Source organism: Flavobacterium sp. KH_001 (assembly GCF_057840745.1).
The window spans coordinates 2,380,924-2,407,854 of sequence record NZ_CM174520.1; the positions used below are offsets into that span (position 1 = coordinate 2,380,924).

General features: G+C 34.8%; 21 protein-coding genes. 2 read left to right on the top strand and 19 right to left on the bottom strand.

Going from position 1 to position 26,931, the window contains the following annotated elements:
- Positions 1–15 precede the first annotated feature (15 nt).
- From AC3ITQ_RS10275 to dinB, 7 genes are all read right to left on the bottom strand, one after another.
- The gene (locus AC3ITQ_RS10275) at positions 16–420 is read right to left on the bottom strand and encodes an MFS transporter (protein WP_194659027.1); all 405 of its coding nucleotides are present in this window, start codon (positions 418–420) and stop codon (positions 16–18) included.
- Positions 421–654: 234 nt separating this feature from the next.
- Positions 655–1,116 (bottom strand): DUF1810 domain-containing protein, encoded by a 462-nt coding sequence (locus tag AC3ITQ_RS10280; protein ID WP_489238575.1) that lies wholly within the window; start codon positions 1,114–1,116, stop codon positions 655–657.
- A gap of 156 nt (positions 1,117–1,272) precedes the next feature.
- Positions 1,273–1,899, bottom strand: a complete 627-nt coding sequence (locus tag AC3ITQ_RS10285; RefSeq protein ID WP_489238577.1) for an alpha-ketoglutarate-dependent dioxygenase AlkB family protein — start codon at positions 1,897–1,899, stop codon at positions 1,273–1,275.
- Between the two features lie 9 nt (positions 1,900–1,908).
- The gene (gene xth / locus AC3ITQ_RS10290; protein WP_489238579.1) at positions 1,909–2,685 is read right to left on the bottom strand and encodes an exodeoxyribonuclease III; all 777 of its coding nucleotides are present in this window, start codon (positions 2,683–2,685) and stop codon (positions 1,909–1,911) included.
- Between the two features lie 69 nt (positions 2,686–2,754).
- A complete protein-coding gene (locus AC3ITQ_RS10295; RefSeq protein WP_489238922.1) occupies positions 2,755–4,134 on the bottom strand; it encodes an exonuclease domain-containing protein in 1,380 nt (459 codons plus the stop codon).
- 50 nt (positions 4,135–4,184) lie between these two features.
- A complete protein-coding gene (locus tag AC3ITQ_RS10300; RefSeq protein WP_489238581.1) occupies positions 4,185–7,244 on the bottom strand; it encodes a DNA polymerase III subunit alpha in 3,060 nt (1,019 codons plus the stop codon).
- Positions 7,245–7,246: 2 nt separating this feature from the next.
- The gene (gene dinB / locus AC3ITQ_RS10305) at positions 7,247–8,428 is read right to left on the bottom strand and encodes a DNA polymerase IV (protein ID WP_489238583.1); all 1,182 of its coding nucleotides are present in this window, start codon (positions 8,426–8,428) and stop codon (positions 7,247–7,249) included.
- An 84-nt stretch (positions 8,429–8,512) separates the two neighbouring features.
- On the opposite strand from dinB, the gene AC3ITQ_RS10310 reads away from it, so the two are divergent.
- A complete protein-coding gene (locus tag AC3ITQ_RS10310) occupies positions 8,513–9,286 on the top strand; it encodes an XRE family transcriptional regulator (RefSeq protein ID WP_489238584.1) in 774 nt (257 codons plus the stop codon).
- A 306-nt stretch (positions 9,287–9,592) separates the two neighbouring features.
- On the opposite strand, the gene AC3ITQ_RS10315 is transcribed toward AC3ITQ_RS10310, so the two are convergent.
- From AC3ITQ_RS10315 to AC3ITQ_RS10365, 11 genes are all read right to left on the bottom strand, one after another.
- A complete protein-coding gene (locus AC3ITQ_RS10315) occupies positions 9,593–9,787 on the bottom strand; it encodes a hypothetical protein (protein ID WP_489238586.1) in 195 nt (64 codons plus the stop codon).
- A gap of 50 nt (positions 9,788–9,837) precedes the next feature.
- Complete coding sequence (locus tag AC3ITQ_RS10320; RefSeq protein WP_489238587.1) at positions 9,838–11,556, bottom strand: ATP-binding protein; 1,719 nt, start codon at positions 11,554–11,556, stop codon at positions 9,838–9,840.
- A gap of 203 nt (positions 11,557–11,759) precedes the next feature.
- The gene (locus AC3ITQ_RS10325) at positions 11,760–12,887 is read right to left on the bottom strand and encodes a sensor protein KdpD (protein ID WP_489238589.1); all 1,128 of its coding nucleotides are present in this window, start codon (positions 12,885–12,887) and stop codon (positions 11,760–11,762) included.
- Between the two features lie 151 nt (positions 12,888–13,038).
- Complete coding sequence (locus AC3ITQ_RS10330) at positions 13,039–14,115, bottom strand: porin (protein WP_489238591.1); 1,077 nt, start codon at positions 14,113–14,115, stop codon at positions 13,039–13,041.
- Positions 14,116–14,528: 413 nt separating this feature from the next.
- Entirely contained in the window at positions 14,529–15,080 is a 552-nt protein-coding gene (locus AC3ITQ_RS10335; protein WP_489238593.1) for a K(+)-transporting ATPase subunit C, read from the bottom strand.
- A gap of 94 nt (positions 15,081–15,174) precedes the next feature.
- Positions 15,175–17,208, bottom strand: coding sequence for a potassium-transporting ATPase subunit KdpB (gene kdpB / locus AC3ITQ_RS10340; protein WP_489238595.1), 2,034 nt, complete (start codon positions 17,206–17,208; stop codon positions 15,175–15,177).
- A gap of 7 nt (positions 17,209–17,215) precedes the next feature.
- Positions 17,216–18,937, bottom strand: a complete 1,722-nt coding sequence (gene kdpA, locus AC3ITQ_RS10345; RefSeq protein ID WP_489238597.1) for a potassium-transporting ATPase subunit KdpA — start codon at positions 18,935–18,937, stop codon at positions 17,216–17,218.
- 129 nt (positions 18,938–19,066) lie between these two features.
- Positions 19,067–19,144, bottom strand: coding sequence for a K(+)-transporting ATPase subunit F (gene kdpF, locus AC3ITQ_RS10350; RefSeq protein WP_072975519.1), 78 nt, complete (start codon positions 19,142–19,144; stop codon positions 19,067–19,069).
- A gap of 151 nt (positions 19,145–19,295) precedes the next feature.
- Positions 19,296–19,577 (bottom strand): DUF7674 family protein, encoded by a 282-nt coding sequence (locus AC3ITQ_RS10355; RefSeq protein WP_026985832.1) that lies wholly within the window; start codon positions 19,575–19,577, stop codon positions 19,296–19,298.
- A gap of 385 nt (positions 19,578–19,962) precedes the next feature.
- Positions 19,963–21,306, bottom strand: coding sequence for a sigma-54-dependent transcriptional regulator (locus AC3ITQ_RS10360; RefSeq protein WP_489238599.1), 1,344 nt, complete (start codon positions 21,304–21,306; stop codon positions 19,963–19,965).
- 51 nt (positions 21,307–21,357) lie between these two features.
- Entirely contained in the window at positions 21,358–23,799 is a 2,442-nt protein-coding gene (locus AC3ITQ_RS10365) for a tetratricopeptide repeat-containing sensor histidine kinase (protein ID WP_489238601.1), read from the bottom strand.
- Between the two features lie 209 nt (positions 23,800–24,008).
- Between AC3ITQ_RS10365 and AC3ITQ_RS10370 the strand changes: the two genes are divergently transcribed.
- Positions 24,009–25,982: a sigma 54-interacting transcriptional regulator gene (locus AC3ITQ_RS10370; protein ID WP_489238603.1), complete on the top strand. Its 1,974-nt coding sequence runs from the start codon at positions 24,009–24,011 to the stop codon at positions 25,980–25,982.
- Here the strand turns inward: AC3ITQ_RS10370 and AC3ITQ_RS10375 are convergent.
- Positions 25,979–26,764 (bottom strand): alpha/beta hydrolase, encoded by a 786-nt coding sequence (locus tag AC3ITQ_RS10375; protein WP_489238605.1) that lies wholly within the window; start codon positions 26,762–26,764, stop codon positions 25,979–25,981. The genes AC3ITQ_RS10370 and AC3ITQ_RS10375 overlap by 4 nt on opposite strands.
- Between the last annotated feature and the right edge of the window lie 167 nt (positions 26,765–26,931).

A 26,931-nucleotide genomic window follows, 5' to 3' on the forward strand; every position in this document is an offset into this window, starting at 1 on the left:
CGCATTTCAAAAAAATTATACATTTTGAAAATCAGCATTAATCTTATCTTCAGTTGGTCTTAAAAAGATAAGATAAGCTATAGCAATTAATCCAAATAGTACTAAATCAGGTTTTGAAAATAAAATAACAAAAGCAACTCCTTCAAGAATTGCCCAACGGATAATGGAAGCAGTTTGATAAACAGGCAGTTTTTCTTCGATTTTTAGATTTTGATCCGCTTGTTTTAATTGCGATTTAAATAGAAAGTTACCCACAAAAATGGCTAGGAAAGGTAAGACTGCAAATACAATTGAAGAAGAATCAAGAATTGGAATTTTTAATGTTTCCATCGAGAAGCCTCCAAGCATGATGTAAGTAATAATTACCCCTGCACAGATAGCAAGATGAATAGTTTTAAGAATTTTGATTTTTTCGTTCATTAGTTTTTTGATTTTATAAATGCGAATATAGAATTATTTCTGTTGAAAAATCAAAATTTGAATATGAACTAAAAACGAATATGGAAAGGTCTGGAGGGAAAATAATATTGTAAAGTCAGAAGGAAAAGTAAACTTTGTGTCTTTGCGTCTTCGTAGCAAAAAAACAAAAAAAAAGACACTGCTTATTTCTAACAGTGTCTTTTGATTTAAATAATCCAGGAAACAATTTGGCTACTACACCATTTCAGTTTCAGCAGATGATTTTATAGTTGAATTAATAATATTCAAAGTAAGAGGATCAGTTTCTCCAGAGAAAAAAGCATCTAAAATTTCCTGAAATACAGGATTCGTATTTTCTGCCAAAGAAAAAAGTGTCATCGACGAACGTAATTTACGAGCATCTAAATCTCCTAAAATTCCATCAGCTGATTTTCTTTTAAAAGTCAAAAACAGTTCAGAAATTTCAATAAGATGTTTCCCTAAAATAGGATGTTCTAAAAATTCAGTCGCTTCTTTTAGATCATTAATAGCATAAAGATTCGCTGTATCACTACTTCCTAATCCTTTAATCTGAGGAAAAATGAACCACATCCAGTGTGTTTCTTTTTTTCCTTTTTTGATTTCAGAAAGAGCAGTAAGATAAAGTTTGTTTTGCGCATCTAAAAAACGCGATAAATCATTGTTTGAGTAAGCCATTATGGTATTAAATATTAAAAAAGGGTTGCAAAAATACTAAAAAAGATAAGGTCTGCCTAATAAAAGGTTCACGCAATGAGTAATTTAACTTTTTGTGGAAGAATTTTCCTTATGGTTACGAAATAGAAAACAATGTCATTTTCAGACCTTTATAAATCATAAACTTCGATGTGTTTGCCTAAAAGTTAAATTAATTCTTGGCAAAACATCTCGCGCCGTTTTAGGAACCTGATGCTGCCAAAAACTATTTGTTGTGCCGGACATTAACAAAAAAGAACCATGATGCAGCGGAATTTCGACTTGCGGAATTTCTTTACTGAATTTATGACGAAGCCTGAACATTCTGGTTTCTCCAAAAGTTACAGAAGCAATAACGGGGTTTGGACCCGTATTGTGTTCTTTGTCACTGTGCCAGCCTACGCCGTCATTTCCATCTCGGTATAAATTAAGGAGCACACTATTAAAATCACGTTGTGTTTCTTTTTCTACACGGCCTCTAATGGTAAGCAATTCGTAATTCCAGTCAGGACCGTTTTGATCTGCTCCGGGATTATCTTTGTCTTCATACCAGGAAATCATTCGGGGAACGGTATATACTTTATCGTAAATTTCCATTTCATATTCTCTCCATTTAGTCTTACGAAGTAATCTCTCATAAAAACGATCAGACTCTTCTTTTGTGAAGAAATTGTCAATCAAAATCAATTCAGAATCAGGAATATCAAACACTTTTTTTCCTGCCAAACCAGTTGCAAATAATTCGGTGTCGTTAAATAATGTCATTGTTTGCATTTATTTTTTGTCAATTTCAATCCATACAGGAGCATGATCGCTTGTTTTTTCCCAGCCTCGCACATGTCGATCAACTCCGCCCGAATGCAAAGCTTTAGCTATTTGTGGACTGAGTAAGAAATGATCAATTCTAAGTCCGGCATCCCGCTCGTAAGCATTTCTAAAATAATCCCAAAAAGTGTAAATTTTCTCATCGGAATACAGTGTACGGATCGCATCTGTCCATCCCTGTGATACAATGTCCTTAAAAGCTTTTCTAACTTCAGGTAGGAAAAGGGCGTCTTTAACCCATTTTTCAGGTTTATAAACATCCAATTCTGTTGGCATCACATTGAAATCTCCAACCAGTATTACAGGAGTTTTTAAACTCAATAAGGTTTCAGCACGATGAGCCAGGCGATCAAACCATTTTAACTTATATTCTAATTTTGGTCCCGGTGCAGGATTTCCGTTTGGCAGATAAAGACAGGCGATTACAATTCCGTTAATTAAAGCTTCGATATAACGGCTTTGAAGATCTTCATCATCTCCGGGAAGAATGTGTGTTACTTCTTCAATTTCCATATTTCGAGCGAGAATAGCAACACCATTCCATTGTTTTTGTCCGTGCCAAATAGCATTGTAGCCAGCATCATTAAATGCTTTAAGAGGAAAATTATCCTGAGGCGCTTTCAATTCCTGCAGACAAACAATATCAGGCTTGGCTTCTTCAAGCCAGCGTAGTAAAACATTTAAGCGTCCGTTGACTCCGTTTACGTTATATGTTGCTATTTTCATGGTTCATTTAATTAATTGGATATTAAATTTACTGATTATTAAGCATTTAATGAGATAGGTTTTATAATCTTATTTCAGAAACTGTTTGTTAAAGAACACTTTACCCGGATATTTTTCTGCGTAAGCAAAAATTAATTGCACCATGTATTGATTGCTTTTATGCTGTGTAACATAGTTTTTCACTTCTGATGGATCCGTAATTGCGACATCTAACGGAATGTAACCCATACCATAAAAGTGCCCGTTTTCAACCCAGATACAGCTGCGTTCCTCTTTTGATCTACCTTTATCTATAATAGCAAAAGTTGGTCTGTTGCTTAATAAAAAATCAATCGCATTGTCGACCTGCTCGTTGTGAAACAAAACATCCGGCAAACTTTTGACTTCATTATTTTGAAAAAATTCTCCTTCTTCAGGTCTGGAATATTTGCAGAATCTTTGATCAATTTCAAATTGTTCAGACAGACTTCTCAGTAAATCTATGGCGTTATACAAACTATTAAATTCATGAATACAAGTCTGAAATTTGGTTAGTTTTCCAACCGCCAGATATTTAAAGCCGTTTCTTGCTTCATATTGATAAATACCGAATTTGGCATCAAAACGCTTCAATGCTCTGTTGTAGGTTGGCCAAAGCTGTTTTATTTCGGTACATTCTAACAAAAGCGCCATTAATTCGTTCGCACAAACTTCAAAAGAAATTCCATGAATATCTCGCAAGAAATGCTGTCTTTGCGGATTGATTTTATGACCACTAAAATGAGAAGCTACGCGTTTTTTTAAGTTTATCGCTTTTCCAACATAAATCACCTTTTTCTGCTGATTATAAAAATAATAGACACCTGGTTTTTCGGGTAAATTATTAAAATCTTCAGGAGGTAAATTGGGAGGCAAACGTTGATCTTGTGAAGTCATCTTGACCATTTTTGCTATTTCACCTTCAGCGTCCCATTCGAGTAGTCGGGAAAATAATATGGCAGTAGCATCTGCATCTCCACCAGCCCGATGTTGATTCTCTAAAGGTATGTCTAGCGAATAACAAAGTTTTCCCAAGCTGTACGATGTTAATCCTGGTTTGATTTTTCTTGCTGCGCGAACGGTGCACAGTTTTCTGGCGGTCCATTTAAATCCCGCCTGCTCCAATTGATGACGCACAAAAGAATAATCGAAATTAACGTTATGAGCCACAAAAACACGATCGGTTAGCATTTCTAGTACTTTCTCTGAAATGTCATCAAAAATTGGTGCATTCGCGACCATTGCATTATTAATACCGGTTAATCCAAAAATAGAAAGAGGAATTTCCTTTTCCGGATTAACAAGTGTTTCGAATCGGTCGATTACTTTTTCGCCATCATGAATAATAATGGCAATTTCAGTAATGCGGCTGCCACTGGCGTTCCCACCGGTGGTTTCGATATCTACTATGGCATATTCTTGCTTTTTCATCTCTTTACTATAACGCAAAACCTGTTTTTGTTCTTGTAAAATCATCGTGGTTATTTTTGAAATTTCATTCGGTGTCTTGGTAAGTTGATTTCATGTCCCTGCGGATACGGTTCGCGATGTGTCGGACTCACATCTTCTTTAATCTGACGCTGTGTTTTAAACTGATCTTTGGCATCCATATACCGCGGATCCGGAATAAAAGGCATTTTCGCCATTTTAATAATAGTAATGGTTGGGAAATGATAATCGACTTCAACATTTCCCAAAAGCAAATAACAGCCTCCGCCCTGAAAAGGATATTGCGCCAGACAATCCGGAAAATGTGCGGTATCAAAATAAGTGCCTTTGTGATCGATCCAGGTGCCGAAATACATGTTTCCTTTTTTGGTTGGAACTTGTTTTCTGGAGATTAAATATGCCAGCATTTTAACCTGCTTTTTATGATACGTTACTAAATCTTTGGCCATAATATCGCCACGGTATTTAATTTGAAGTAAATCAAAAACAGTACAGGAAACAGGAAAACTCAACAATTCAATTTCATCAAAAGCATCTTCAAACAGAGAACGTTCCAGTGTTGGAAGTTTATATTCTTTAACGGGTTCCTGTAATAACATCAAACTTCTGTTTTCGGGTTTGAAATTGTTTAAAAGTAAACTTGCAATCACTAAAAGCTGATTTTTAGTTTTTCCTGTGAATCGAAAAGCATCAATAAAAATCAAAATTTTAATGCTTTCAATTCCAATGGGAATTCGGTTGATGAAATCTTCCAAAGAAAGAAAGTCACCGTTTTTCTTCCGATCTGATTCAATCAAATTTGCCGTTTTCGATTCTAAACCCTGCAGGTGCATAAACCCTAAATAAATATCATTTCCATAAACCGTAGTTTGATATTCGCTTTTATTCACACACGGATTTAGTATTGTCCCTCCAGACATTCTCGCTTCGTGCACATAAACCTCAGTTCTGTAAAATCCACCCTGATTGTTGATGACGGCTACCATAAATTCAACAGGATAATTAATTTTGAGATACAAACTCTGATAACTTTCGACAGCATAAGAAGCCGAGTGTGCTTTACAAAATGAAAATCCTGCAAACGATTCAATCTGACGGTAAATTTCCTGACTTAGTGTTTCAGGATGTCCTTTTCTGGCGCAAGAGGCAAAGAAATTATCTTTTACTTTTTGCAAGGCTTCTAAAGAACGCCCTTTTCCAGACATGGCACGACGTAGTATATCGCCATCAGCAGCAGGAACGCCACCGTAATGCTGAGCAATTTTGATCACATCTTCCTGATACACCATAATGCCATAAGTTTCGCCAAGATGTTCTTTGAAAACCTCATGAAAATATTCGAATTGATCCGGATAATTATGACGGAAAATGTATTCTTTCATCATGCCGGATTGAGCAACACCGGGCCGAATGATTGAAGACGCGGCAACCAAAACTTTATAATTGTCGCAATTCAATCGGCGTAATAAACCGCGCATCGCAGGACTTTCGATATAAAAACAGCCAATCGTTTTGCCTTGCGCCAAATGAACATTACATACTGCTTCATCTTTAGAAATAGAAGTATTGCGAATATCCACTTTTATTCCGCGGTTTTTCTCGATCAGTTTTACACTGTCATCAATATGTCCGATACCACGCTGACTCAAAATATCGAATTTATCAAAACCAATTTCTTCCGCAATATGCATGTCAAAAAGTACAATTGGAAATCCTTTTGGTGGCATTTCCAGAGGCGTGTAATTCGTAATGGGATCTTCAGAAATGATAATCCCACAAGCGTGCATACTACGTTGGTTAGGATATTTTACAATCATGTCGCTATATTCCTGAACGAATTTTACAATAGAATTGGTTTCGTGTAGCTGTTTTGGATTTTTAGCCAGCATATCCAACTCTTCTTTTGGAAGGCCAAACACTTTTCCGACTTCCCTGTAAATAGATCGGTGTTTGAACTCGACATTGGTGCCGCAAAAAGCAACGTGATCACGACCGTATTTATCGAAGATATATTCTAAAATGGTGTTGCGCTCTTTCCAGCTCCAATCGATATCAAAATCGGGTGGACTTTTTCGATTTAAATTTAAAAAACGTTCAAAATACAAATCGAGTTCGATTGGGCAGATATCGGTAATTCCGAGACAATAGGCAATAATACTGTTGGCACCGCTTCCACGCCCAATGTGCATAAATCCCTGGCTGTTGCTGTATCGGACAATATCCCAAGTGATTAAAAAATAACCGCTGAATTCTAATTGGTCAATAACTTTTAATTCTTTTTCTACACGTTTTCGAGCAATTGTATTTTCTTTTTCATAACGCCATTCAAAACCTATTTCGGCCAATTCTGTTAATTTTTCAAGATCGCTCTCACGACTTCCGGTAAAGAATTTTTTATTTCTTTTAATTGAAAAATCAAACTGAAAATCACAGGAATCAATAATTTTCTGTGTGTTGGCAATAATTTCAGGGTATTTTTCATAGAAAGGCAAAAGCGATTCTAAAGGCAACATTTTTTCAGAAGTTCTGGAATAATCAGCTTCTGTCAATTTTGATAAAATAATATTGGTATCAATCGCACGCAGAATTTTGTGCAGGTTAAATTCTTTTTTATTTCTAAAAGTTACCGGTTGAAGCACAACCATTTTAGAAATTTGATTTTTATGTTCTGATGTAAAAAGCTTTGAAACTTCATCTGTCCGAATGCCGATAAATTCATTTTCACGAAGCGTTTTCGGAGCATTTTCTAAAGTATAAATCACAAAAACCGATTCAAATTCGGGAGCAATTAAAGGCAAAGCTTCTCCGCTGAAATTATGATCTGTTAAAAACCGATTCATCTCACCCAAACCTTCAGCATTTTTAGCCAAACCAATATATCGAAATTGATGATTACAGCGAAACTCCATTCCAACAAGAGGTTTGATTCCGACTTTATAGCATTCTCTTATAAAATCATAAATTCCGGTGACGGTATTAATATCCGTCAATGCCATTTCGGTTACGCCATGCAAAACAGCCTCGTCAACCAATTCCTTAAGCGGAATTGTGCCGTAGCGTAATGAATGATAGGAATGACAGTTGATATACATGATTATTTTTTACGTTTTAAAATTTCATCCTTATTATTAGGCTTAAAAATGGCTCCGGCACAGCGCATTACGGCATCAAAACCATAACGGCTTTTCATTTTATCCATAGCTTCATAAAGCGATAACATTTCCTCCGTATCTTCAAAAAGATCGATTTGATAGGTACCGCGAACCAATCCGCTAAAGCGAATACCAATTAAGCGCAATCGCATACGGCGTTGGTACAATTTTTCAAAAAGTTCCATTACATTTTTGGTTAAAATATGATCTGCTGAAGTGTAGGCAATTTTGCATTGTTTGGTTTCGGTATCAAAATTGGCGTAGCGTATTTTAACCGTAATAGTGGAGGTCAGCCATTGTTCTGATCGCAATTGGAAAGCCAGTTTTTCGACCATTCCGATAAGTACTCTTTTGAGTTTTGCGATATCGATAGTATCCTGAGAAAAAGTATGTTCCGTAGAAATTGATTTTCTTTCGGTATAAGGTTCTACGGGAGTATTATCGATTCCGTTGGCTTTTTTCCAAATATCCAATCCGTTTTTGCCAATCATCTGTTGTAAAACTTCAGGAGGCATTTCAGATAATGTTTGAATAGTTCGAATACCAATTCGCGATAAAAGCTGAAAAGTCACTGTCCCGACCATCGGAATTTTTTGAATCGATAACGGATTCAAAAAAGCCTGCACACCGTTTTCCGGAATTTCTAAATTTCCTATTGGTTTGCCTTCGCCGGTAGCAATTTTAGAAACGGTTTTATTGATGGATAATGAAAAACTAATCGGCAATCCGGTTTCTTTAATTACAGATTGAGCCAGTTCATTGGTCCATTTATAACTTCCGTGAAATTTATCCATTCCGGTAATGTCAAGGTAGAATTCATCGATGCTCGCTTTCTCCATAATCGGTGCTTTTTCCTGAATGACTTGCGTAACATCATGTGATAATTGCGAATATAATTCCATATCGCCTTTGATGATTTTGGCTTGCGGACAAAGTTTCATCGCCATATGAATAGGCATCGCAGAACGCACTCCAAAGTAACGTGCTTCATACGAACAAGAGGCTACAACGCCGCGATCGCCACCACCAATAATCAACGGAATGCCGTTTAACTCTGAGTTAGTTAGCCTCTCGCAGGATACAAAAAAGGTATCCAAATCCATGTGTACAATTGCCCTTGCCATTTCCTTTGTTTTTGTACAACAAAATTAATACAGATAATAACAATTTTTTGTATATTTGGTGTTCCAAATTATAACAAATTAATTATGTCCTTATTTTCAGATAACATTAGAGCACTAAGGGTTAAGCATAAAATATCACAAGAGAAATTAGCTGGAAACCTTAAAATTACACGAGGAAGATACGTTAAATACGAAGACGGAACTTCAGAAGCACCGTATGATATTTTAAAGCAGATTGCTTTATATTTTCATATGAGTATTGACTTGATACTGTCTGTCGATATACGCAAAATTGATGTGGAAAATTTGATAAAATTAGAAGGAAACCGACTCATTTTACCTATACAGGTCGATCGATTCGGAGAAAATTTTATCGAAATTGTAAGTCAAAAAGCAAAAGCAGGTTATCTAAATGGCTATGCTGATCCGGAATATATTGAAAGTTTACAGCAGGTTTCGCTTCCGTTTTTAGGGCCAGGTAAACACAGAGGTTTTCCTGTAGAAGGCGATTCAATGCCACCACATGAAGACGGTTCCATTATTATTGGGCGTTATGTGGAAAGGCTCGGAGAAGTTATGGATGGAAAAACCTATATCCTGATTACCAAAACCGAAGGAATGGTGTACAAACGTCTCAACAAAAACAAAAAGAATGCTTTGGTTCTGGAATCAGACAATCGTTTTTATCCGAATTATGAAGTGAAAGCTTCAGATATTCTAGAAATATGGGAATACGAATGTAACATCGGCCGAAGCGATAGACGTCATGAACAGACAGAATCACAAAGTATGAAAGATTTGCTTTTGGAAGTGAAAAGAGAGGTTATGGAGATTAAGAATAATACTTCGAATACGTAAAAAGTTATATTAGCTTTAAATAAACAAGGTTTTATGAATTCTGAAAGGTATAAGTGGACAAAAAGATTTTTAGTTTTAACACCGCTTTTTTTATTGTTTTCCATTATTATTGCAGGTGGTGGACATGGATTTTATCAGCCAATTTTCGCTCTGTTTCCATTTGCAACTTTTTCTTGTATTTGGGATACAGACCTTTCTTTTATAAATTTAATGATTGCTATTTTTCAGTTTCCTCTTTATGGTTTTTGGATTGACAAAAGAAGTAATGAAAAAAGAACTTGGGTGGTAATTTTAATTCTTCATGTTTTACTTGCGGGACTGATTATTGTTTTTGCGAATGAAAATTGGAGATAATAACCATTCTCTCATTTCTGAAATTACATCATCATTTTTATGAGATTTGTTATTCTGTATTTGATTTCGACTCGTTTCAATAGAAGATTGTTGTTCAGGAGTTAATTTGTGTAAATCTTTTTCAGATATTCTTTCTTTAGAATTCATAATCTATTTCTTTAAAACTCAAAAATAAAGTAATTCAAACAATAAAAACACTAAACCTTCAACGTAAACCAAAACGTACTTCCTAATCCTAAATTACTTTCTACGCCAACATTCCCGTTTTGAGCTTCAATAAATTCTTTGCTGATCGCTAATCCCAATCCGGTTCCGGATTTTTGACTGCCCGGAACCTGGAAATATTTATCAAAAACTTTGTCTTTGTAACGAGCATCAATTCCTTTTCCGGTGTCGATAACCTGAAATACGATCTGATTATTTTCTTTTTTTAATTGGATGGTAATAGTACTTTTTTCAGACGAATATCGGATTGCATTCGACAAATAATTAATCAAAACCCAGCCTGTTTTTTCGCTGTCGGCTTTTACGTCTTCCAGATTTTCATCGGCATTAATAACCAATTTAATTTGCTTTTGATCGGCCTGAACTTTTACAGCTTCTACAGCATAATTTACAATTTCGTGTGGATTGCTTTTTTCGATATTGAGCTGAATATTTCCGGTTTCCAATTGTGATAAATTCAGCAATTCCCCTGTGATTTTTAATAATCGCTGACTGTCATCTTTGATACTTTCGACCAATTGTTTTTGATCGTCGTTCATGTCGCCTGTTTTAGTATTTTCAAGCAATTGAAGACTTAGTTTAATAGACGCAATTGGCGTTTTTAATTCATGTGAAACAGTCGCAATAAAATTGGTTTTGGCAAAATCGAGTTCTTTAAAAAGAGTAATATTTCGCAGAATAATAACATCACCAATATTAATTTCTTTTTCTTCGCCTGTTGGAATTATCGTAATATTTAGAATTTCTTTCTCGAAATAACTTTCCTTTCCGTGTGCGTAAATTTTAAGCGGTTGTTTTTTAGGAGAATCATTTTCTTCTTTTACGATCAAAGACCGAATTAAATCATTTGACAAGGCCAGAGTAAAAGCCGATTTTCCGATAACATCTTCTAATTTCATTCCGATAATCTTCAGTGCTTCATCATTCATAAATAAAACAATACCTTCATTATCCAAACCAATAATAGGATCGTTCATATTATTGATAAGCGTTTCGAGTCGCTTTTTCTCAAAAAACAACTTATATAAATTACTGTCGTTGTATTCCTGAAGTTTTTGCGCCATCGTATTGAATGATTTTGCCAAATCGCCATATTCGCTGTGACTGGTAAAATGCACCCGCTCCGAATAGTTTTTATTGGCAATTTCCCTGATACTCTGAGTTAATTCCTTAATCGGATTAGCAATGTTATTTGGTAAATTAACCAATAAGTTAAAAGCGATTAAAAAGCATAAACTTCCCACAATGGCAATCCATAAATTGGCATTTTCTGCGGTATGTTTGGCAATGTCACTTTTCTGTTTTATAGCGTCCAGATTGAGTTTCATAATGGCAAAAATATCCTGTCTGATTTGCGCTTTTATGGTTTCATCGGAACTGTTTTTTTCTAAAATCGAAAAATCATTTTCAAGTTTAGCCGTTGCTTCTTTTTCACCGGGTTCGGTAACATTTTGAGTCTGTTTTTCAAGATATTCCTTGAAAACATGAATTTTACTATCGGGAGTTTCTTTAATTTCATCCAAAGACAAAATCATATTTCGCGAATATTCCAGCGTGTTATAATTCGCTTTCAGAATATTCTCCGTGTCTGCTTTTATCAAAAAAACAGAATAGCCACTCACTAACGAAAGTATAATGATCATTAAAAATAACAATCCAACGCCCAGATTCAATTTGGTTTTAATTCTCATGATGTTTGTTTAAACATTTAATTTTTTTTTTTTCACCATATAAGTGATATAAGAAAATATAACGATGCGCAACATTAAGGCAAAGAATAGAAAATATAAGAAAGCTTTGTGTCCTTGCTACAAGCAAAAACTTAAATGAGCTTTGCGGTTAAATTCAACGTCCCTAATTAAAATGAACTTATATAACTTATATGGTTTAAAATTTAAGACAGAATAACAAGGTCCACATTCGATAAAGACAGGCGATTTAATAAACGCCTGAAAATTGTTGTAGACAAAATTACTTTAAATAAATTCAAATGCGGTTTTCCGATACAAACAGTTGTAATTTGTTTTTCTTCAACCGCTATTAAAATCGCATCAGCAATATTTTTATTTTCTAATTTTATAACTTCAGCGCCGAGTTGTACGGCCAGTTTAAAGTTATTAATCAAATGTCTTTGTTTGTCTAATGCAATTTTGGTACTGCTTTCTTTTGGTGTTTCTACATACAAAACATACCAGCTTCCATTATAATAACTCGCCAATCGCGCCGCTTTTCTAATCACAATTTTAGCCGTTTTATCGTTACTGCTAATGCAGGCCAAAAGTTTCTCATGGCGTAAAGCATGCAGTTGAGGTACTTCATTTTCGACTTTTCGAACCACCTGGCTTGCTACTTCTTTCAGAGCCAATTCACGCAATTGTAAAATTTGATCCGATTTAAAAAAGTTAGTCAAAGCGGTCTGAATTTTATCCGGCGTATAAATTTTTCCTTCTTTCAAACGCGCAATCAAATCTTCCGATGTCAAATCTATATTTACCACTTCGTCAGCAAGACGTAAAACATTATCCGGAATTCGTTCCTGAACATCAATATTAGTAATCCGTTTTACATCTTCATTTAAACTCTCAATATGCTGAATATTAACTGCCGAAATCACATTGATTCCCGCATCTAAAATTTCTAAAACATCTTGCCAGCGTTTTTCATTTTTGCTTCCTTCAACATTCGTGTGCGCCAATTCATCAACAATCACAACTTCAGGTCTGAGGTTGATAATCGCCTGTACATCCAGCTCTTCCAGCTGTTTCCCTTTATAGAAAATGGTTCGCCGTGGAATCACAGGCAAACCAGCTAAAAGTTCATGCGTTTCCTTCCTCATATGTGTTTCAATGTAACCGATTTTTACATCGATTCCATTCTTCAACAACGAATGCGCTTCCTGAAGCATACGATAAGTTTTGCCCACACCGGCACTCATCCCAATGTAAATTTTAAACTTTCCTTTCCGTGATTTCTGAATTAAATCAAGAAAGTGCTGTGCGTTATTTTCTTTTTTCTGTTCCATATGGTTTTGCCACGAAGGCACTAAGTCGCAAAGTTTTTTTAACCATTAAGATATTAAGTTAATAAAGGCCAAGCTTAATTTTCTCAAATAGCTCATTAAGACAAAGCTTAACTTTCTTAATATCTTAATGGTAAAAAAATAATTTTAATGTTTAAAAACTAATCGCCAAAGATGTTGTTACACAAGCATTCGTATCCGTTGGAAGATTATCTTTTGTAAATATTTCATCTTTACTCGAAAGATTTCTGGCTTCAATTCTAAACATTACATTATCAGTTACTAAGTAATCAAAGTTAGCTGAAAATCCGTAAGTTTTAAAACCATTTGGTGTTTCAGTTGCGATGATTACACCTTTTTCATCACTGTAATATTCGCCACGTGCAGCCAACTGAATTTTATCTGTCGGTTTGTATTGTAGAATCAAAACAGGCGAAAACCAGGTATCATATTTGTTACTGTTTTTAGCCGATTGTTGCGATCCAACATCAAAACCAGCCGTAATATTTGTTTTGTCTGTTACTTTAAATTGTCCGTAAAAGTTGTTGAAATAACGCCACTTTTTATCGACATCAGGTTGCTCATTTCCAACATACGTACTCCAGTTCAAAACCACTTTGTCTGTTGGTTTATACGTAATTTGCGTTCCAAAAGCAGGCGTATGATTTCCGTCTACTTTCTGAATACGTTGCCAGCCATTCAAATACATTCCGGCCAAATACCATTTTCCGGATTCAGAGGTGTAGCCAATTTTTACTCCCGCTTCATAATAAGGAGAATTCTCAGCCAAAATGCTTCGGGTCAAAGTTGGACAATCTTTTCCAATCGCACTTTCAAAACCAATGTGCGCTGGCATAATTCCCGCATCAATCCACAAATTATGACTTTGCGAAATCTTCACACCAACATTCGCTTCATATACATTTTTCAATAAATCCTGTTCAGCCGACATATTGTATTGTGCATAAGTTCCAGCCATTAAAGCAAAATTCCCGCGAATATTATCTTTTGTATAATTCACTTTTGCCATACCCAAATTCAGGTTCACTTCGTTACTTCGGTTATAATTATAAAAAAATCCAGGGCGTGTATGGTTATCCGGTTTCCCAAAATCATAGCTGTAATAAACGTCTACATATCCTGAAAACGTTAACGGACTTTTCGATTCTTCTTGTGCATGTAAATTGCTAAAACCGAATGCGATTAAAGCAGTAAGTATTATTTTTTTCATTTTTGTTTTTATTATTTGGGGTAAAAAAGGCGTATTAATTTTTATTAGTAGGTTTTTAAGGAGCTATTTCCTGCTGTTCCTTCCAATCTTTTGTGCCGAACCCCGGCACAAAAGGATTTTCCCTCCCATCAGGGCTAGGGCACTCAGGGTAAAAGGACGTTTTTCAGTTCTAATTTTCCCATCTAGTTGTCATTCCGACGGAGGAGGACACGAACGATAGTGAACTGGCGAAGCAATCCCCGCAAGACACTCCTCAAAGAAACTCGCCAATCTTTGTCGAGCTACTCGTGGAGATTCCTCCTCCGTCGGAATGACAAAACGGACGAAAATCTTTGTCATACCTACAAGGTTTTGAAAACCTTGCAGGAGAAAAACCTTAGAACCTTAGCGACTCAGAACCTCAGAACCTTGTTTTAGCGAAGCGCATCCAAAGCCATATTCAATTCCAAAACATTAACTGTTTCAGGACCAACAACGGCTGTATTAATTTTAGATTCAACCAAAGCTTTTACTTTAGCTTCAGCTAATTTTCGTTCTTTAGCAACACGTTTAACCTGAATCAAGGCACCTTGCGGAGAAATATTCGGATCCAATCCACTTCCGGAAGCCGTAACCATATCTGATGGAATATCAGATTTTTTCAAGTACGGATGAACTAGTAAAAGTGTATCAATTCTTTTTTGAACCAAAGCCAGATAATCAGGATTGCTTGGTCCTTTATTGCTTCCTGCACTTCCTGCAGCGTTGTAATCAACAGCCGAAGGTCTTCCCCAGAAGTAATTCGACTTATCAAATTTCTGACCAATTTTTTGGTATCCAACCACTTTTCCGTTAACCGAAACAGTTTCTCCTTTTCCTTGATTCGGAGCCATTTGTGCGATTCCGTAAATCGCAAGAGGATAAATAACTGCAAATAGAATAACAATAAGCAGCGTCAATTTTAATAATGAGAATATATTTTTCATTTTTTTTCTTTTTAGAGGTTCTAAGGTTCTAAGGTTCTGAGGGACTAAGAAAAAAACTTAGCACCTTAGCGTCTCAGAACCTTAGCACTTTTATTTACATAAATAAAGCAACAAGTAAATCAATCAATTTAATGCCAATAAATGGAATAATCAATCCGCCTAAACCATAGATCAAAAGATTTCTTTTTAGGATTGCACTTGCTCCGATTGGTTTGTAATCAACACCTCTCAATGCTAATGGAATCAAGATCGGAATGATAATCGCGTTAAAAATTACCGCTGATAAAATGGCACTTTCCGGACTATGTAAATGCATAATATTCAAACCTTGAAGCGCAGGAATCGCAGTAATAAAAAGAGCAGGAACAATAGCAAAATATTTCGCAACGTCATTTGCAATAGAAAAAGTAGTTAAAGTTCCACGAGTCATTAAAAGCTGTTTTCCAATTTCAATAATCTCAATAAGTTTCGTCGGGTCATTATCAAGATCAACCATGTTTCCGGCTTCTTTAGCAGCCTGAGTTCCACTGTTCATGGCAACACCAACATTGGCTTGGGCTAGGGCAGGAGCGTCATTTGTTCCGTCTCCCATCATGGCAACCAATTTACCAAGATTTTGCTCGTTTTTGATGTAGTTCATTTTATCCTCAGGTTTCGCTTCGGCAATAAAATCATCAACTCCCGCAGCTTCGGCAATAAACTTAGCTGTTAACGGATTATCACCAGTAACCATTACCGTTTTTACACCCATTTTTCTCAATCGGTCAAAACGTTCTTTCATTCCGGTTTTAATGATATCCTGTAATTCGATAACACCTTGAACCTGATCGTTTTTAATAACCACTAATGGCGTTCCTCCGTTTGAAGAAATGTCGATTACTTTTTGTGCAGTATCTTCAGGAAAACTATTTCCTGCCTGAGCAGCAATGTTTTTTGCAGCATCCTGAGCACCTTTTCTAATATTAGTTCCGTCTTTTAAAACAACTCCGGAAGTTCTGGTTTCTGCGGTAAATTTTATTAAAGTAGCACCTTCAATTGATAATTTATTGGCAGTTTCGGCTCCTGCCAATTCCACGATACTTTTCCCTTCCGGAGTGTCATCTGCTAGTGAACTTAATACAGCAGATTTTATAAAATCTTCTTCTGAAACTCCTTTTGTAGGATAAAAACTGGTCGCTTTTCTGTTTCCGATAGTGATGGTTCCGGTTTTATCCAAAAGCAATACGTCAATATCTCCTGCAGTTTCTACCGCTTTTCCAGATTTTGTAATTACGTTGGCACGCAATGCTCTGTCCATTCCGGCAATACCGATAGCAGAAAGTAACCCACCAATTGTTGTTGGAATCAAGCAAACGAAAAGAGCAATAAAAGCCGCAATTGTGATGGGTGCATTTGCATAGTCGGCAAACGGTTTTAGCGTAACGCACACAATAACGAAGATTAAGGTAAATGCGGCTAATAAAATGGTTAAGGCAATTTCGTTTGGCGTTTTTTGACGGCTTGCACCTTCAACCAAAGCAATCATTTTATCTAAAAAGCTTTCGCCAGGTTCAGAAGTTACGATTACCTTAATTTTATCAGACAATACTTTTGTCCCTCCGGTTACAGATGATTTATCACCACCAGCTTCCCGAATAACAGGAGCACTTTCTCCGGTAATCGCACTTTCGTCGATAGTTGCCAATCCTTCAATAATTTCACCATCGGTTGCAATTAAATCGCCAGATTCACAAACGAAAATATCTCCTTTTTTCAATTGCGAAGAACTGATATTTTTGATTTCTCCGTTTGGTAAAATCTGTCTTGCAGGCGTTTCTTCACGTGTTTTTCGTAAACTGTCGGCTTGTGCTTTCCCTCTGGCTTCGGCAATAGCTTCGGCGAAATTGGCAAACAAAAGTGTTGCCAGTAAAATTAAGAACACAATTACATTATAAGTAAAACTGCCATGATCTGTTGCTCCCATCAAAATGGAAACACAAACAGCAAACATAATGGCAGTTCCAATTTCTACGGTAAACATTACCGGATTTTTGATCATCAATTTTGGATTCAGCTTGATAAAAGATTGCACTAAGGCTTCTTTTACCTGTTTGCTTTCAAACAATGATGCGGATTTATTAGTTGTCATTTTTAGATTATTTTAAAGTAAAGTACTCCGCTAAAGGACCAAGTGCCAAAGCTGGAAAGAATGATAAGGCAGCAATAATTGCGATTACGGCAAAAACCATAATTCCGAAAATCGTAGTATCAGTTTTTAAAGTTCCTGCACTCTCCGGAATGTATTTTTTGTTAGCTAATAATCCGGCAATTGCCAATGGTCCAATAATCGGAATGAAACGGCTTAACAGCAACACAATTCCTGTAGTGATATTCCAGAAGGGATTATTATCTCCTAAACCTTCAAAACCAGAACCGTTGTTGGCAGCGCTCGAAGTATATTCGTATAACATTTCCGAGAATCCGTGATTGCCAGGATTGTTCAGCCAGCCTGTAGCGTTTCCGCTAAACCAATAGCCCATTGCAGTATCATGTGCAGCGAAATAAGAAGCAATCGCTGTTCCTGCTAAAATCAATAATGGATGAAGAATCGCAATAAAAGCTGCGATTTTAACTTCCCGTGCTTCGATTTTCTTTCCTAAAAATTCAGGTGTTCTACCTACCATTAATCCGGAAATAAATACAGCCAAAATAATGAAAATATAAAAATTCAGGATTCCAACACCACAACCTCCATAAAAGGCATTAACCATCATAGCTAGCAATTGCATAGCTCCGGAAATCGGCATCGAACTATCGTGCATACTGTTTACAGAACCTGTAGAAATTACGGTTGTAGCAATACTCCAGAATCCTGAAATCGCTGGACCAAACCGAACTTCTTTTCCTTCCATCGCTCCGGTTGCCTGAGCAATTCCCATTTTTTCTATGGCTGGATTTCCGTTAAGCTCACTGACAACAGTTGGAATGACAAGGAGTAAAAAACCAATTGTCATTACTCCGAAGATTACGTAGGATAGTTTTCTTTTCTTTAGATAAAAACCTAAAGCAAAAATCATAGCGAACGGAATTATCAATTGTGCCCAAAGTTCAACCGCATTAGTAAAATAAGTAGGGTTTTCTAATGGATGTGCCGAATTGGCTCCAAAAAATCCACCACCGTTTGTACCGATATGTTTGATAGCAATAAAAGCTGCAGCCGGACCGCGTGAAACTTGTACTGAATCACCCTGTAAAGTTGTAATGGTATCTTTTCCTTCAAACGTCATAGGAGTTCCGCTAAATAATAGCGCAACTGCTACAATAGCTGAAAGTGGTAACAAAATACGAGTACAACTTTTGATGAAATAATTATAGAAATTCCCCAATTTATCTGTGGTTCTTTCTTTCATTGCAGTAAAAATCATTGCCGCCGCCGCCATTCCGACACCAGCAGAAACAAATTGCAGGAACATCAAAACCATTTGTGACAAATAAGAAAGTCCGGTTTCGCCTGAATAATGCTGTAGATTACAGTTTACTACAAATGAAATAGCTGTATTAAAGGCTAAATCGGGTGTCATTGACGGATTGTTATCGGGATTTAAAAATAACGATCCCTGAAAAAGCAAGACAAAAAAGCAAAGAAAGAACCAAATCATGTTCACGCTTAAAAGCGCTTTCAAATGCTGTTTCCAGTTCATTTCTTCAGTGGAATTGATGCCACTAATTTTAAAAATAAATTTTTCAATTGGATTGAAAATCGGGTCAAAAAGGGTTTTATCTCCCAAATAAACTTTAGCAATATATTTCCCTATTGGAATTGCTAAAACTATCGAAATGATAAAAATGCTAATGACACCAAATAACTCTGTGTTCATATTTTGTTTGTTAGAAATTAAATAAAAGTTGGGCTTTTATAAAAATGCGATAAGCGTTATAAAGGCTAATGTCCAAGCCGCAAAAACATATAGTAATAGCTTTTTTCCTGACTGTGACTTTTTCATTTTTTAGAATTTTTCAGGTTTAATTAATACATAAACCAAATAGCCAAAAACAGCGATGGAAATAATAAATAATGCAGTCATGATTTAGATTTTTTCAAAGAATTCAACTGATTTAAAACAAATGGCAAAAAGCACAACGGCCAATGCGAGTAAAAGAAAAGTAATCATAATGTTATTTTAGATTTAAGAGTTTAGATTTATAATCCGATTAAACAATTAACCGATTAAACTTTTATACGCCTGAAGCATTAACTTGTTTGATGTATTCCGCTTTAAGCGTCTGTGGAAAAAGATGTGAAATGTTGCAGTGACGAACTTCCATAAAAGAAGAAACGGAGAAAACATACACATTAGAAATAGCATTTTTAGTTTCAATGCTTCCGCTAATGAATAGACGTTCAGCAAGTGCCAGACATTTTTTGGCACGAACAATATTTCCAGAAATAATAGATTTTTTGGTTATCTCAGCAAAGCGTTCAGCTTGTTTGTAGATTGAGGTTACTTGATTTTTCATGAGAATGAATTTTTATGTTCTTCCTCCTTATGCCAAAATATGTTCCGAAAAATTTGAGGTATAGCTAAAGTGCTGTCAATAAAAGGAATGTAGTTTTATGCCAAAAAAAAGGCATAAAAAAAGCCTATCATTTTGATAAGCTTTTATTGAAATGATAGGATATTTAATTTTAAAATTTAAGTCACAGTGGGACGTCATATTTATAGAAAACTAACGTTCGATAATAAATCCCCATCGGGGTGGCATGTTTTAGATTGAAACAAACGTTAGAATATCGCTCCGCCGGAGCTTCAATCAAAACCAATTATATTTGCTATAAACATTTTGCTCTTCTGGAGCTTTAAATCGGAATTTGGAATTTATCGTGATTGGAATTTTAAATTTATTATTGAATTCCGTACTCCTCCAATTTTCTATACAACGTCGCAATTCCAATTTCAAGCAATCGCGCTGTTTCAGCCTTATTGCCTTTTGTATAATTTAAAACCTTCTGAATGTGCAATTTTTCAATACTTTGCATAGAAAAAGCTGACATCGATTTTGTTGCTTTTTCAGGCTGATGCTGCATTTCGTAAGGCAAGACATCTGAGGTTAAAGTATCGCCATTACTCAAAATAACAGATCTTTCAATAATGTTTTTAAGTTCCCGAATATTTCCCGGCCAGGAATAATTTTCTAATTTCTGAAGAAAATCATCGGCAATATTTAAAGTTTTTTTGTTTGTTTTTTCAGAAAATTGCTTCACGAAATAATGGGCCAATACCGAAACATCTTTGATTCTTTCTCGCAAAGACGGTAATTTAATTTCGAAAATATTCAATCGAAAATATAAGTCTGAACGAAAACGGTGTTCATCACTTTCTGTTTTTAAATCACGGTTTGTTGCCGCAATTAATCTGAAATTTGATTTTTTTGGAGTTGTATCACCAACCGGAATATATTCGCTGGTTTCTAAAACACGTAACAATTTGGCCTGAAGGTCGATTGGCATTTCGCCAATTTCATCTAGAAATAAGGTTCCACCGTTTGCTTCTTCAATAAAACCTTTTTTATCTTTTAATGCACCAGTAAAAGCACCTTGTTTATGTCCAAAAAGTTCACTTTCAAGAATTTCTTTACTGAAAGTACTGCAGTTTAGTGCTACAAAAGATTTTCCAACACGATTACTGTTTTCGTGAATCGCTTGTGCAAAAACCTCTTTTCCGGTCCCGGTTTCTCCAGTTAATAAAACAGTCGAATCGGTTTTGGCAACTTTTTGTGCTAAATCAATAACTTGTTCGATTCCTTTAGATTTTCCAATAATGGTATTAAAAGAATATTTATCGCCAATTCGTTTTTCGAGTTGTTGTACTTTTTTCTGTAACTGTACTTTTTCTACAGCTTTATAAAGAAGCGGAATAATTTTATCATTATCATCGCCTTTTACGATATAATCGAAAGCACCATTTTTCATGGCCTGAACGCCATCTGGAATATTCCCAAAAGCGGTTAACAAAATAACTTCTACTAAAGGGAAACTGTTTTTTATATTCTGAAGAAAATCAACACCATTCCCATCAGGTAATTTTACATCACATAGAACGACATCAATTTCAGTTTGCTCCAGTTTTTTAAAACCTGATTTTAAATCTTTAGCTTCAAAAACTTCAAATCCTTCTGATTTTATAATACGTGCCAGCAGACTTCTAAGTTTTTCTTCGTCGTCTATAATTAAAATTTTGTGTGTCATTTGAGGAAAAGGCTAGTATCGAAATTTATTTTCGTGATACAAATTTAGGTTTTAAATCATTTGCCTTTTTTGATTTATCGGAAATTCTTGCGAAAATTCAATTTTTAAAATCGTCCCGTTATTATTTTCCATCGTAAATTTTGCTTCTAAATCGTCGCTTAACCCCTTTATTAAACTCATCCCGAATGAGTTTGCTTTTGTATCTGTAAAATCAGTCTCAGCTCCAATTCCGTTATCTGAAATGGTTAATAAATATCGATTTTCTGCTATTGCTTCGAGCGTCACATAAATCATCCCTGTTCGATCATTCGGAAAAGCATATTTAATTGAATTCGTAATGGCTTCATTCAAAATAAGTCCAAGTGGAACAGCCTGAGCCACGTCTAATTCTAAAGGAGCGACTTTTACTTCAAAACGAATTCTTTGTGCAAGAGAAAAAGACTCTTTTAAATATTCGACCAATTCTTTAATGTAATTCGGCATATTAATCGTCGCAATATTTTCAGAATTATATAATTTTTGATGAATCAATGACATCGAATGAATTCTGTGCTGACTGTTTTTTATGGCAGATAAAGCCATATCATTATCCAAATAAGCCGATTGCGAATTGAGCAGACTTATAACGGTCTGAAGATTGTTTTTCACACGGTGATGAATCTCTTTCAATAGCCATTCTTTCTCATCTAATAAATGTCTCAAGTTGAGGTTTTTTTGATTGATTTCTCTTTCTTTTAATTCTAATTTAGCATGATTTCGTTGTTTTAATCGATAACGATTATAAAGTAAACTAATCGTGATTAAAAGCAAAATCAAACACCCAATCACCAAATTATTTAAGAGTTTTGATTTTTGTAATGCACTTTCCTGTAGTTTCGATTGGTCGTTTAAAAGTGCAATTTTTTGTTCTTTATTCTTAGTTTGATATGCTATTTTCAATTCTTCAATTTGTTTATTTTTAGTGTTTCCATGAAGTGAATCACTTATTTTTTTGAAGTTTTGAAAATGGGCTAATGAGCTTTTATAATTTCCATTAATAGAGTCGGTTTTGTACAATAAACGCTGAAATGCCTCTGAATTATAAGTTGCGTTATTGATCTTAAAAAGCGCAAATATTTTATCTGTGTAAAATTTTGCTTTCTGAACTTTATTTATATTTATATAAAATAAAGACATCATGGTATATTGGTGAACAATTTCTCTAAAGGTTTCACGATTATTTAATTGTCTGGCGTAATAATCCGTTTCATTAAAATACTTTTCGGCCTGAAGATTATCTTTAATAGCCTCATAGCAATTGGCTTTTATATAAGCCACAGACATCTTGTCAAAAATAGTTTTTGGAGGATATTCTGCTGTTAGCGAATTTATGTAGGCAATAGCTTCTTTATTTTTTCCTTTAAGTGATAAAGCAGCAACAGCACCATAAAAACTTTTATACCAAGTACCGGTATCTAAGGTTTGCTGTCCAATTTCAATACTTTTTCGATATAGTTCCAATGCTTCTTCATTATGACCTATAAAATTATAAACATCACCTAATCGCATATAAAAAATATCTCCTAAAGTGTAGTCTTTTTCAGCCTCCATTCTTTTTACGCTTTTTAGCGCATAATACATAGCGCTTTTCATATTTTGCTGATACAAGTCAATATAAACTATTGTGGTTTCTGCAAATTGCTGATGTGTGAAATTAATTTTTCGCAAATCAGCTAAATTTTGATGTAGTCTCTTTTTTGCTTCATCGATTCTCCCTGTCCAAAAATAGATGGTCGTAATTTTCATATAAGACTCTATTCTTTTTTCTTCCAACCCTAGGGAAGCATAAAGAGAAACGGCTTCTTGTAGTCGTTTCTCTTTCTCCGGATCTAGATTTGATAAAAGAGTTGCATATCCATCCACAGCATCAGCGAGCCCAATTTTATCATCTGTTTTTCGGCATTCGCTTATAACCTGTAAAAAGTTTTTTTTGCTTTCTGCTAAGTTCCCAGTCTGGAAATAATATTTCCCAAGAAGCAGTAAACTTTGATGTTGCCATTTTTTTATTTTAATTTTATTACTAACGTCAACTGCTTCCTTTATATAAGCTTGGGCATTTTGAAGATCCTCTGGTTTTGTTCCGGGTTTGAAAAGATAAAAATTCCCTAATTGAAGCAATAACTTAATGCGATTCTCCTCTTTAGATTTAGCAAGAAGCTTTTTTGCAGAATCGATGTTTCCTTTATCAATCAAATCATTTCCAATCAAATATGATCCATCGTTAAAACCTTCGTCATAAGCTAACGAAACAGGTAATTTATATGCTTTACAGGCTAAAACTACGGAGCTGTCTGCATCTATCGCACCTTGATTGGCGTTGAATAAATAGATGGAGCAAGCCTGAATCAAAAGCCTTTTCTTCTTTAAGTCATATTTGGCAACAGAAGGTGAAGTTTGTGCCAAAGATTGTATTGCAATTGAAAGGATAAAACAGAGTGCATAAACTTGTTTCATAATTTGTTTAGAATTAAGTTTTTGGGTGTTTTTTATGATGAACAAATATAAATATAAACTAGTATGGTTCTTTAGAATAATATCAGGAAAATTCACATAAAAGATATTTTTTTTGATTTAAATTTTGAATTTTCACTGTTTTAGTTCTAATAATTAACTAATTTTATACCAATATATTACGCTATTATAATACTAAAAATACCACATTTATGGAAACGGTTTTTGACCAGCACCTCAAATCCTCTGAAACCACTTTTAAAAAACGAATTTTAATCGTTGAAGATCAATTTATTGAAGCACATGATTTGCAGTTAATTCTCGAAAAAGCTAATTATGAAGTGATCGGAATTGCTCGTTCAGTTGATCAGGCTTTGGAACAGATTGAGATTGAAAAACCGGATTTAGTTTTCCTGGATATTATGCTGAAAGGAAATCGTAATGGAATAGAATTAGCCCAAATTCTCAAAGAAAATTATATCGGTTTTATATTTATATCAGCTAATTCCAGTAAAAAAATCTTAGATCAGGCAAAAATTACACAGCCTTACGGATTTATAGTAAAACCGTTTAGAGAACAAGATGTTTTAACCACTCTTGAAATCGCTTTTTATCGTCAGGAATATAGTTTAGAATCCCAATTAATGCAACAAATGCAGTTACAAAGAGATATGAATGAGATTTTAAATTCAAATCTTAAATGGGAAAATGCATTATTATCATTCGGAAGAATGATACAAAATTATATTTCGTTTGATTATGCAGAAGTTGGTTTTGCGAACACCACGCATTATGCAAATCTCGGAATCATGCGTAGAAATATAGACGATTACCAGATCATCAGTCCTGAAAAATTCTCAAAAATTGCTGATATTTCTATTAAGGAATTAGATGAAACATATAAAAAATCAAAAATAGATTTAGAACCTATTATCTATAGTGAAGAGTCTTTGATAAATAATTTCCAGGTAGCGCCAATAAAGAGTCTGATTTCTCATAATTTCGGAATTAAATCATACTTGGTATTTCCGGTTCCAATTGAAACAATTCAAAGATTTTATTTTAATTTTTATAGCAGAAATTTTAATATTTATTCGACAGAAACCTTAAAACTTTTGGCGAACCTGGAAAATACATTTGCGCAATTTGTTACTAAAATGTTTCCAAAAACAGTTTCTGGGGAAGACCAAAAAGAAGCTATTGCTAAAGAAGTAAAACCGTTACATAAATTGGTTGGCTTTGAAGGAATTATTGGTAATAGCCCTCAAATGATTACAGTTTTTGATTATATCAGAAAAGTGGCGCCGTCAGATACATCGGTTTTGGTTTTAGGCGAAAGTGGTACCGGAAAAGAGAAAATAGCGCAAAGTATTCATGCTTTATCGCCTCGAAAAGAAAAACCTCTAGTTATTATTAATTGTGGGGCGATTCCTGAAAACCTGGCTGAATCATTGCTTTTTGGTCATGAAAAAGGAGCTTTTACAGGTGCAGTAGATAAGAGAATTGGTAAGTTTGAATTGGCTGACGGAGGGACCATTTTTCTGGATGAAATAGGGGAGATGCCTTTGGAACTTCAGGTAAAATTGTTACGCGTTTTGCAGGAACGAGAAATTGAACGTATTGGAGGAAGATCTTCAATGAAAATTGATGTTCGAATTATTGCAGCTACGAATAAAAATCTTGAAGAAGAAGTTGCAGCCGGAAGATTCAGAATGGATTTGTACTATCGTTTGCATGTTTTTCCAATTTTAGTTCCATCATTAAAAAAACGAAAAGAAGATATTCCGGACTTGGCACATCATTTTATAAAAGTATATAGTGAGAAATTGGGTCGAAAAGCACCAAATCTTTCTGATTTTGCTTTGCAACAGATTATAAATTACAATTGGCCGGGAAATATTAGAGAATTGGAACACGTAATGCAACGTGCCATTTTATTGACTGACGGAAATACAATCAAGGAAATTGAACTTTCGACTTCTTCAAAAATGCATGCAGAACAAGGTAGTGAATCCTTCTCTATAAAAACAATTTTGGAGAACGAAAGAGATTATATATTGTATATTCTGAAAAAATGTAACGGGAAAATATCAGGAGCAGGTGGTGCAGCTGAAATTTTAGACATTCATCCGTCCACTTTAAATTCGAAAATCAAAAAACTGGAAATTAAAAGAGAATTGAATTAATTGATTTTTTCCAGCCAATTGGCAATAAATTCGGCTCCTTCCTTCCAATTTATTTGCCCTAAAACAAAATGATTATTGTTTTTGAATTCTTTGTAACAAGTAATCGAATGAATGTTTTTGTATTTTTTAAAATTAGAATAGTTGAGAGAGGACGGAATAATATTGTCATTTGAACCAGACAAAAATAATAGCGGAACATGTATTTTTTTAAAGTTGATTTTTGCTGTATCGCTTAGCGCATCGCGCATAACTTGTTTGGATTCAGGAACAACTAATTTTTCATAAGATTCTTTTTGCTCTTCAAAAGGCATGTCGTTTGTAAAGGCAAATTGCCATTCTTTAAAAGTCATTAAATAAGTTTTTTTTCTGGAAGTAAAATAGCCCAAAGGTTTCCAGACTGCTTTATAAAAGGAAAACTTAGTGGTATACATTCCCTGCGGAGGAACGGAATGAATGCAGATTCCAGCCGAAGCTAATTCTTTCTGAACCAATAACTGCGTTAAAAGACCTCCATACGAATGTCCAATCAAAATAGGTTTTTCAGGAAGCTTTTCTATAATTTCAATGTAATAATCAATTAAAGTTGATAAACGCAATGAAGCAATTTTAGAATTTGGATGTTCTTTTCTTAAAATCTCTGGCAAATCATTTTTATGTGGCCATGGTGGCGCAACCGTTTTATATCCTTTACTGTCAAAAAAAACGATCCATTCTTTCCAACAAGAATGGCTTACAAATGCTCCTGTAATAAACACAATGGTTTTTGTATTAGAAAGGTACATAATAAGATAGTTTGAGTTTGGCTATCTAAAAATTAGCAAAGCATATGCCTTATTTGTAAAGTGTTGATTCTAAAAGATTTGTTTGAATTTTGTACGATAAAAATTATTATATATCGTTAAATGAAATTTTGCACTATTGAAATATCATTTTTTCATACAGAATTTTT